We start from the raw sequence: 8,758 nt of genomic DNA on the forward strand, positions 1-8,758 counted from the left end.
TCGTAGGAGGGCGGCGGGGGTACGGCGGCGGGGCGTCCGCCGCCGTTGCGGGCACCGCCGGCCTGAGTGGGCGCCGGGCGGCCGCCGCGCCGCGACTCGATCAGGGCGACGGCCTTCTCGGGCAGCCAGGCCGAGGCCGTGCCGCTGTCGTCGGAGCCGGAGCCGAAGAGGTGGGGGGCGAGCTGGGCCTGGAGGTCGGCCGGGTTGGGGCGCCCGGTGGCCTCCATCTGCATGCAGGACTCGATGAGCGGGCGCAGCTCGTCCGGGAGGCCTTCGAGGTCGGGGCCCTCGCGCAGCAGCATGAAGACCGTCTCGACCGGGTTGGCGCCGTGGAAGGGCGGGTGGCCGGTGGCGGCGAAGACCAGCATGGAGCCGAGCGAGAAGACGTCGCTGGCGCCGGTGACGCTGCGGGAGTCCTTGGCCTGCTCGGGCGACATGTAGGCGGGGGTGCCGACGGCGACGTTGGTCATCGTCAAACGGGTGTTCGAGACGCCGGACGCGATACCGAAGTCGATCACCCGGGGCCCGTCCTCGACCACCAGGACGTTGGAGGGCTTGAGGTCGCGATGGACAAGACCGGCGCCGTGGATGGACTGGAGGGCCTCGGCCACGCCCGCCGCGAGCCAGCGCACCGCCTGGGCCGGAAGCGGCCCGCACTCGTTCACTATCTCTTCGAGGGAGGGCGCCGGAACGTACGCGGTGGCCAGCCACGGCACGGCCGCGCGCGGGTCGGCGTCGACCACGGCCGCCGTGTAGAAGCCGGAGACCGCCCGGGCCGCCTCCACCTCACGGGTGAAGCGGACGCGGAAGAGCTGGTCCTCGGCGAGCTCCGTGCGGACCGTCTTGATCGCCACGCGCCGGCCCGACGCCGAGCGCGCGAGATAGACCAGCCCCATGCCGCCGGCACCGAGCCGTCCCAGCACCTCGAACGGCCCGATCCTGCGCGGATCGTGCTGCGTCAGCTGATCCACCACTCTGCCTGCCACCTCCCCGTACAAGCCGCGCCACCCACATATGTACGCGACCCCGTGCAGCGTCTCACCACCGCACCGCCATGGCGGCACGCAACCCTGATTCTTCCTGGCCGGGGGCCTGGTGGCGAACCCGGGGTCAAACAGGGTGTCATACCGCAAAGCGGTACCTTCTACCGCTCCGATCGCTCCAGAACGGCGAACGACGCCCCCTGATTGTCGGTGACGACGGCCACTTTTCCGTACGACGTCTCGAATGGCGGCGCCTGGACCCGTCCGCCGAGCCGGCTGACCGTCCCGAGCACCCGCTCGCAGTCCTCGACGGCGAAGTGCACGAGGAAGTGGGGCGGCATCTCGGCGGGGAAGACGTCGGAGACGGAGGCGCGGCCGAAGTCGGGGCGGGCCTCGGGCCCGAAGAGGGCGTCGTGGAAGAGCCCGCCGTAGAAGGTGTTGGCGGCCTCGGTGTCGCGCGCGTACAGCTCCGCCCAGGCGAAGGTGCCGGGCTCGTGCCGGACGCCGAAGCCGGGGTGGGCGGCCGGCTCCCAGAGTCCGAAGACGGCCCCCTCCGGGTCGGTGACCAGGGCGGACGTGCCCAGCTCTGCGACCGGCAGGGGCGCGGTGACGACCTGTCCGCCGGCCGCCCAGATCCGGTCGGCGAGGTTCTCGATGTCCGGGGTGGCGAAGTAGACCGTCCACACGGTTGGCATGCGGCCGTCCGCCTTGTGGGCCAGAGCCGCCACCGGCTCGCCCTGGCGCAGGGCCCACACGGCACCGCCGGGGGCGTCCGGCCGGTCCTGGAAGGTCCACCCGAAGAGCTCACCGTAGAACCGCTTCCCGGCGGCCACGTCGGGCAACTGCGCGTCCACCCAGCAGGGGACGCCCTCGCCGTATGCCGTTCCGTCTGCGGATGCCCTGTTTTCGGCCATACCGTCAAAGTAACGGCGACGCGCGCCCCCCGCAGGACCAGGCACACCCGTCCCCCGTACCTCGTGCACCCCATTTGCAGTCGGCCGAATCGCGCTCCGATCACCCCTCGGTAAGCTGACGGCATGACAGGACAAGTGCGTACCGTCGACGGCCGTGTGGCCGGCCGGCGTGGGCAGGCGACCCGGCAGAAGCTGCTCGACTGCCTCAGCGAGATGCTCAGCTCCTCCCCCTACCGGGACGTCAAGGTCATCGATGTCGCCCGGAAGGCGGGCACTTCACCCGCGACCTTCTACCAGTACTTCCCGGACGTCGAGGGCGCCGTCCTGGAGATCGCCGAGCAAATGGCCACCGAGGGCGGCCAGTTGACCCAGTTGCTCGAAGGCCGGTCGTGGGTCGGCAAGGCGGGCTGGCAGACCGCGCAGGAACTCGTGGACGGGTTCCTGGAGTTCTGGCGCAGGAACGACGCGATCCTGCGCGTGGTCGATCTCGGGGCGGCCGAGGGCGACAAGCGCTTCTACAAGATCCGCATGAAGATCCTCAACTCGGTGAACAACTCCCTCGCGGACGCGGTCGCCGAGCTCCAGGCCAAGGGCAAGGTCGACAAGGAGGTCAACCCGGCGGCGGTCGCCGGGTCGCTCGTCGCGATGCTCGCGGCGGTGGCCTCGCACCAGAAGGGCTTCCAGACCTGGGGTGTCAAGCAGGCCGAACTCAAGCCGAATCTGGCGCTGTTGGTGCACCTGGGTGTCACCGGGAAGAAGCCGACGAAGTAGCTCGGCTCCGCTCCCGGTTCCAAGTCCTGTCAGACGGGCGGTCGTTCACACCGGTGGACGGCCGCCTGTCGTGCGTGTGATCCGGAAGAGCCGTATCTCCCGGTCCACCCGCGCCTGGTAGGTGGCGTACGGCGGCCAGAACGCCAGCGCGGTCTTCCACACGGCCGCCCGCTCCGCACCCGTCAGCAGGGTCGCCCGGACCGGGATGTCCGCGCCCTTCCAGTTGACCTCGGCGTCGGGGTGGGTGATGAGGTTGGCGGTCCAGGCGGGGTGCCCGGTCCGGCCGAAGTTGGAGCCGATCAGGATCCAGGTGCGGCCGTCGTCCTCGGGCATGCAGGCGAGCGGGGTCCGGCGGGGCAGACCGCTCCGGGCCCCCGTGGACGTGAGGATCACCCCCGGCAGCATCTGGGCGCTGAGCAGCACCCGGCCCCGGGTGAGCCGGTGCACGGCCCGGTCCAGCGCGGGAATCACATGCGGCGCGACCTTGGCGAAGCCGCGCGTGGACGACACCTTCTGGACGATCCGTTCCCCGATCACACCGACACCTCCGTCCGCTCGAACAGCCGCGCCACCTCGGCCGCGTGCGCCCGCAGCCGGTGTGCCGGGCCGAAGAGCAGCTCGTCCGCGGCGGCGCGCTTGAAGTACCGCTGCGCCTCGTGTTCCCAGGTGAAGCCGATTCCCCCGTGGAACTGGATCCCCTCGGCCGCGGCCGTCCGCAGCGCCTCCAGGGCCTGGGCCAGGGCCAGGCCGCCGACCCGCTGCTCCTCGTGGGCGGCGGCCCAGGCGGCGAAGCAGGCCGCGGAACGGGCCGCCTGGAGCTGTACGTACACATCGGCGAGCCGGTGCTTGACGGCCTGGAACGACCCGATCGGCCGCCCGAACTGCTCCCGCCGCCCGGCGTACTCGACGGTCGTCGCCAGCACCCGGTCGGCCGCCCCGACGGCCTCGCAGGCGAGGACGGCGGCGGCGGTGTCCCCGGTGCGGGCCAGCGCCCCGAGGACATCGGCTCCGTCGACACCGAGCAGTTCGGCCTCCACGTCCCGCAGCTGCACCCGGGCCTGGGGGCGGGTGGCGTCGAGGGCGGTCTGCCTGCTGCGGACGAGGCCGGGGGCGTCGCCCCGGACGAGGAAGAGCAGGGTCCGCGATCGGGCGAACCCCCCGGCATGAGCGGCGACCAGGAGAAGATCCGCACTGTGCCCGTCGAGCACCTGATCGACCTGCCCGTAGAGCCGCCACCCGCTGCCGCGGGGGGCCGGAGCGGCGGAGGGCTGCCCGGCCACGACGGTCAACGACTCCGCCGCGGCACCCGCCCGCCCGGGCCCGGACCTCGACTGCCCCGACTCCACTGCGACCGACCGCCCCTCCTGGGCGGATCCCGGGCCTCTCGGGGCGCCGGATGCCCGGGGTGGTTCGGGAAGTGTGGCCCGGCTCGCACCCGGGGCGAGCCGGGCCTGGACTCCGCCCGCTCGGCCGCCTCCGGCCCAGTCGCCTGTGTTGGCGGCGGTCAGGGCGAGGGCCGGGCCCGGGGGGACGGCCAGGGCGGCCGTCAGGGAGCCCGCCGCGATGCGCGGCAGCAGGTCCGCGCGCTGGGCCTCCGTGCCCAGGGCCAGCACCAGGGGCGCGGCGAGGACAGCGGTGGCGAGCAGGGGGGTGGGTGCCAGCACCCGGCCGGTCTCCTCGCAGGCCAGGGCCAGTTCGGTGACCGTGCACCCGACACCGCCGTACTCCTCGGGAAGGGCCAGTCCCGGCAGCCCGAGCTGTTCGGCGAGGGCCGTCCACAGCGCCCGGTCGTACCCGGCCGGCGTGTCGGCGGCGCTCCTCGACTCCGCCGGCCCGCACCGCCTCCGCAGCAGTTCGCGCAACGCGCTCCGGATCTCGTCCTGTTCGGCGGTGAAGCGAGCGTCCATGGCTCTTCCTCTTCCCTCCCGATCTGACGGTCCGTCATATTAGGAGCGCCCGCACCAGATGCCCAGAGGCAGGAGGCCCGCATGCCCCCCGGGAGCCGGAAAGTCGCGATCACCGGCGTGGCCCTGGCCGACTGCGGCCGCGTGGACGGCACCACCCCCTACGCCCTGCACGCCCAGGCCGCCCGCCGCGCCCTCGCCGACGCGGGCCTGGATCGCCGACTGGTCGACGGCCTGGCCTCCGCCGGCACCGGCACCCTCGCCCCCGTCGAGATCGCCGAGTACCTGGGCCTGCGCCCCACTTGGGTCGACTCGACCTCGGTAGGCGGCGCCGCCTGGGAGGTCATGGCGGCCCACGCGGCCGACGCGATAGCCGCCGGACACGCGAACGCGGTCCTGCTGGTCTACGGTTCCACGGCCCGCGCCGACATCAAGGCGGGCCGCCGCACCGGCACCCTCTCCTTCGGCGCCCGCGGGCCCCTCCAGTTCGAGGTGCCCTACGGCCACACCCTGATCGCCAAGTACGCGATGGCGGCCCGCCGCCACATGATCGAACACGGCACGACCGTCGAGCAGTTGGCGCAGATCGCGGTGCAGGCGCGGGCCAACGCGGCGCTCAACCCCGAGGCGATGTTCCGCGAGCCGATCACGGTCGACGACGTGCTCGCCGGGCCGATGATCGCGGACCCCTTCACCAAGCTGCACTGCTGCATCCGCTCCGACGGCGGCGCGGCCGTGCTGCTGGCGGCCGAGGAGTACGTCCGGGACTGCCGTACCGCGCCCGTCTGGGTGCTCGGCACCGGCGAGCACGTCTCGCACGTCAGCATGTCCGAGTGGCCCGACTTCACGGTGTCCCCGGCGGCGGTCAGCGGACGGCTGGCCTTCGAACGGGCGGGGGTGCGCCCCGAGGAGATCGAACTCGCCGAGATATACGACGCGTTCACCTACATGACGCTCGTGACGCTGGAGGACCTCGGGTTCTGCGGGAAGGGCGAGGGCGGCTCCTTCGTGGAGAAAGGACGCCTGCTGGCCGAGGGCGGGGACCTGCCCGTGAACACCGACGGCGGCGGGCTGTCGGCCCAACACCCCGGTATGCGCGGGCTGTTCCTGCTCGTGGAGGCCGTACGGCAACTGCGCGGGGAGGCGGGCGCACGGCAGGTGCGGCGCCGGGACGGCTCGGCGCCGGGGCTGGCGGTGGCGTCCGGGACGGGGGGCTGGTTCTGCTCGTCGGGGACGGTCGTGCTGGGCCGGTAGGGCACGACCCCGACGGACCTCGACGCTCGCCCGCGCCCGTTCCGGCGAGCGGTGCGCCGCAGCACTCCCCGTTCCGGCCGAAGTACCCTGCACTGTATGGCCCTGACTCGTGAACAACGTGAACAGTTCCTGGCCGAGCCGCATGTCGCCGCGCTGGCGGTCGACGCGGGTGAGGGGCGCGGGCCGCTCACCGTGCCGATCTGGTACCAGTACGAACCGGGCGGCGACCTCTGGATCATGACCGGCGCCGGTTCCCGCAAGCACGAGCTGATCCGGGCCGCAGGCCGCTTCTCCCTGCTGGTCGAGCGCGTCGAGCCCACCATCCGTTACGTGTCCGTCGAGGGACCGGTCCTCGGTACGGAACCGGGCACCCTCGCCCACCTCCGGGAGATCTCCGCCCGCTACCTGCCGGCCGAGAAGGTCGACGGCTACGTGGAGTTCGCCGCGAAGAACCACGGCGAGCAGGTGATCGTCCGGATGCGGCCCGAGCGGTGGGTGACGTCCGACCTCGGTACCGTCTGAGGCATGGGAACGGATCTTCACGAGCTGCTCAGATCGCTGCGGGTGTGGGACCCGGAGGTCACCTCGCTGCCCTCCTTCGACCCCGCCGCCGCGCCCGCGACCCCGCTGGAGCTGTTCACGGCCTGGTTCGCGGAGGCGGTGGCCGCCGGGCAGGCCGAGCCGCACACCATGTCCCTGGCCACGGCGGACGCGGCGGGCCTGCCGGACGTGCGGACCGTGATGCTGCACGGCGCCGACGCGGACGGCTGGGCCTTCGCGAGCCACGCCCACAGCCGCAAGGGCGGCCACCTGTCGGTACGGCCGTACGCCGCCCTGGGCTTCTATTGGCCGGTCCTCGGCCGGCAGGTGCGGGTGCGGGGGCCGGTGACCGCCGCGCCCTCCGAGGAGGCGGCTGCGGATCTGCACGCCCGTTCCACCGGGGCGCTGGCCGCCGCGCTCACCGGCCGACAGAGCGAAGTCCTGGGATCGCTGGACGAGTTGGCGCGGGCGTCCGAGGAGGCGTGGGAGCGGGCGCAGCGCGAGCCCGCGGCGCCCGTCCCGTCCTGGACGCTGTACCGGCTCGCGCCCGAGGAGGTGGAGTTCTTCCAGGGGGACGAGCGCAGACGGCACGTACGGCTCACTTACCGGCGCTCGGACGGCGGTTGGGCTCAGGAACTGCTCTGGCCCTGAAAGTCGTACACCGCCAGGTCCGCCACCGGGCGGTAACCGATGCGCTGGTAAAGGCCGTTGCTCGTCCGGTTGGCCAGGTCGGTGATGAGCAGCACCTGGTCGGCGCCCCGCTCCCGGGCGAGCCTGCTGACCTCGGCGGTCGCGGCACCGGCGTAGCCGCGGCCGCGCAGCGGGGCCGGGGTGTAGACGGGTGCCACCCGGATCTGGCCGGCGACCAGTGGGGTGAGCCCGGCCATGGCGAGGGGGGTGCCGTCGGGGGCCTCCCAGAGGGTGACACCGTCGTGGGCGAGGCGGGCGTCGGCCCAGGTCTCGGCGCGCACGTTCGCGTCCCCGCCGATGTCCCGGCTGAACTCGCCGAACCAGCGCACCAGCAGCTCCCGGTCCCGCTCCCCGGCGATCCTCGGCCGCCCCTTCGGCACCGGCCGCGGGACGGTGAGGGTGCCGAGCCGGTACAGCCGCTGCCGCCGGCGCAGCACGGGTGTGGCGCCGGTGCGGCGCCGCCATGCCTCGGCGAAGGCGGTGGCGGTCGCGGTCTCGGCGTCGACCCCGGGGACGGCCCTGCCCAGGGACTCCAGGTGGGCGGCGAGGGAGTCGGCCTGCCGCGCGGTCACCGGTGTGAGAAACAGCCGGTACGGTGGCGTCCGGAAGTACGCCCCGCGCACGCTTCCGTCCTCCTCCAGCAGCCCGAAGGAAGGTGCCTCGCTCCCGTAGGCGTGCGGGCCCCGGGTGCGCAGACCGTCGGTCACGGTGAGCGGGACGGTGTGCAGGTCCGGCCGGGAGCGCAGGAAGTCACCGGCGCGGGTGAGGAAGTCGTCCAGGTCGTCGGTGGTGTGCCAGGCAGTCGGGCGCATGTCTCATGGTCCTGCGCGACCGCTCCGGGCGCCTCCGATTTACGACGGCTCGGGATCCGTCGCCAGGCGGCCGTGCAGGTGCACGTCCCGGAACGCGTCGTGCCGCCCCGCCTCGAACATCGCACCGCGCAGCGTGCCTTCGTAGCGGAAGCCGCACCGCTCGGCGACCGTGCAGGAGGCCTCGTGGCCGAGGGCGTGGCCCAGTTCCAGGCGGTGCAGTCCGAGGTCGGTGAGGGCCCAGCGGGCGGCGAGGCGCAGGGCACGGGTGGCGACGCCGTGGCCGCGGGCCTCGGGGAGCACCCAGTAGCCGACGCGGGCGGTGCGGAAGACGTGGTCGATCATGTTGACGCCGAGGTGCCCGAGGGTCGTGCCGCTCGCCTCGTCCGTGATCCGGTACGACGCGCTCGTGCCCTGCGCCGCCTGCTCGGCCCTGCGGCGCATGGCGGCACGGGCGCCGTCGAGATCACGGATCAGGGTGAGGGGGGTGTTCCAGCGCCCGAACTCGGGGTCCAGCGTGGCGCGCAGCCAGTCCTCGACCTGGGCGTCCGAGTCGGCGTCCCAGGCGCACAGGCGCAGGCCGTGGCCGTGCAGGGGGGTGAAGGGGCGTATGAGGTGCTGATCGTCGACGTCGGTCATCCGCCCATTCAAACGGCCGGGCCCCTCCCGCGCAGCCCGAATTCCGGCACCTCAGGAAGGCGACGCGCACGAGGACGACGGCGGCGGAGACGCGGGGTGCGTTCCCGGAGGACGCCAGGTCGTTGCGGTGGCCGACGGACCGGGCGTGAAGCGGGGCCGGCCGGTCGGACACACGCGGGGGTACCTCGCCATCCCCTCCGACAGCGGCAGCGACAGCACCCCGCCCGCGCGGCCGCTCACCCCACCCGCCCGGA

Annotated in this window: 10 protein-coding genes; 4 read left to right on the forward strand and 6 right to left on the reverse strand. The window is 73.3% G+C overall.

What is annotated here, in order from left to right:
• Both AOJ26_RS38895 and AOJ26_RS38900 read right to left on the reverse strand, forming a co-directional pair.
• Nucleotides 1–974: serine/threonine-protein kinase (locus AOJ26_RS38895; protein ID WP_143663493.1), on the reverse strand; the 974-nt coding region annotated here is incomplete at its 3' end.
• Nucleotides 975–1,144: 170 nt separating this feature from the next.
• The gene (locus tag AOJ26_RS38900; protein WP_078960196.1) at nt 1,145–1,897 is read right to left on the reverse strand and encodes a VOC family protein; all 753 of its coding nucleotides are present in this window, start codon (nt 1,895–1,897) and stop codon (nt 1,145–1,147) included.
• Between the two features lie 135 nt (nt 1,898–2,032).
• On the opposite strand from AOJ26_RS38900, the gene AOJ26_RS38905 reads away from it, so the two are divergent.
• Nucleotides 2,033–2,668 carry a TetR family transcriptional regulator gene (locus AOJ26_RS38905; RefSeq protein WP_053853061.1) on the forward strand — a complete coding sequence of 212 codons (636 nt, stop codon included), beginning with the start codon at nt 2,033–2,035 and terminating at the stop codon, nt 2,666–2,668.
• 45 nt (nt 2,669–2,713) lie between these two features.
• Here AOJ26_RS38905 and AOJ26_RS38910 read toward each other — a convergent pair whose 3' ends face one another.
• A complete protein-coding gene (locus tag AOJ26_RS38910) occupies nt 2,714–3,205 on the reverse strand; it encodes a nitroreductase/quinone reductase family protein (RefSeq protein WP_053853062.1) in 492 nt (163 codons plus the stop codon).
• Nucleotides 3,202–4,575, reverse strand: coding sequence for an acyl-CoA dehydrogenase family protein (locus AOJ26_RS38915; protein ID WP_053853063.1), 1,374 nt, complete (start codon nt 4,573–4,575; stop codon nt 3,202–3,204). The genes AOJ26_RS38910 and AOJ26_RS38915 overlap by 4 nt, the downstream gene beginning before the upstream one ends.
• Before the next feature lie 81 nt (nt 4,576–4,656).
• On the opposite strand from AOJ26_RS38915, the gene AOJ26_RS38920 reads away from it, so the two are divergent.
• The 3 genes from AOJ26_RS38920 to AOJ26_RS38930 all read left to right on the forward strand — a co-directional run bounded on the left by AOJ26_RS38920 (nt 4,657) and on the right by AOJ26_RS38930 (nt 7,017).
• Nucleotides 4,657–5,826 carry a thiolase C-terminal domain-containing protein gene (locus tag AOJ26_RS38920; protein WP_053853064.1) on the forward strand — a complete coding sequence of 390 codons (1,170 nt, stop codon included), beginning with the start codon at nt 4,657–4,659 and terminating at the stop codon, nt 5,824–5,826.
• A gap of 96 nt (nt 5,827–5,922) precedes the next feature.
• Complete coding sequence (locus AOJ26_RS38925) at nt 5,923–6,348, forward strand: pyridoxamine 5'-phosphate oxidase family protein (protein WP_053853065.1); 426 nt, start codon at nt 5,923–5,925, stop codon at nt 6,346–6,348.
• A gap of 3 nt (nt 6,349–6,351) precedes the next feature.
• On the forward strand, nt 6,352–7,017 hold the full coding sequence (locus AOJ26_RS38930; RefSeq protein WP_053853066.1) for a pyridoxine/pyridoxamine 5'-phosphate oxidase: 666 nt from the start codon (nt 6,352–6,354) through the stop codon (nt 7,015–7,017).
• On the opposite strand, the gene AOJ26_RS38935 is transcribed toward AOJ26_RS38930, so the two are convergent.
• Nucleotides 6,996–7,868: a GNAT family N-acetyltransferase gene (locus AOJ26_RS38935; RefSeq protein ID WP_053853067.1), complete on the reverse strand. Its 873-nt coding sequence runs from the start codon at nt 7,866–7,868 to the stop codon at nt 6,996–6,998. The genes AOJ26_RS38930 and AOJ26_RS38935 overlap by 22 nt on opposite strands.
• Nucleotides 7,869–7,907: 39 nt before the next feature.
• Entirely contained in the window at nt 7,908–8,504 is a 597-nt protein-coding gene (locus AOJ26_RS38940) for a GNAT family N-acetyltransferase (protein WP_053853068.1), read from the reverse strand.
• Between the last annotated feature and the right edge of the window lie 254 nt (nt 8,505–8,758).

The sequence above is a fragment of the Streptomyces sp. NRRL B-24085 genome (assembly GCF_001282115.1).
In the GTDB taxonomy this organism is placed as follows: Bacteria; Actinomycetota; Actinomycetes; order Streptomycetales; family Streptomycetaceae; genus Streptomyces.

Excerpts from the sequence above, each read along its gene's own strand:
- AOJ26_RS38900 (WP_078960196.1), bottom strand. The coding sequence starts at position 1,897 with ATGGCCGAAAACAGGGCATCCGCAGACGGAACGGCATACGGCGAGGGC.
- AOJ26_RS38915 (WP_053853063.1), bottom strand. The coding sequence starts at position 4,575 with ATGGACGCTCGCTTCACCGCCGAACAGGACGAGATCCGGAGCGCGTTG.
- AOJ26_RS38920 (WP_053853064.1), top strand. The coding sequence starts at position 4,657 with ATGCCCCCCGGGAGCCGGAAAGTCGCGATCACCGGCGTGGCCCTGGCC.
- AOJ26_RS38925 (WP_053853065.1), top strand. The coding sequence starts at position 5,923 with ATGGCCCTGACTCGTGAACAACGTGAACAGTTCCTGGCCGAGCCGCAT.
- AOJ26_RS38930 (WP_053853066.1), top strand. The coding sequence starts at position 6,352 with ATGGGAACGGATCTTCACGAGCTGCTCAGATCGCTGCGGGTGTGGGAC.
- AOJ26_RS38935 (WP_053853067.1), bottom strand. The coding sequence starts at position 7,868 with ATGCGCCCGACTGCCTGGCACACCACCGACGACCTGGACGACTTCCTC.
- AOJ26_RS38940 (WP_053853068.1), bottom strand. The coding sequence starts at position 8,504 with ATGACCGACGTCGACGATCAGCACCTCATACGCCCCTTCACCCCCCTG.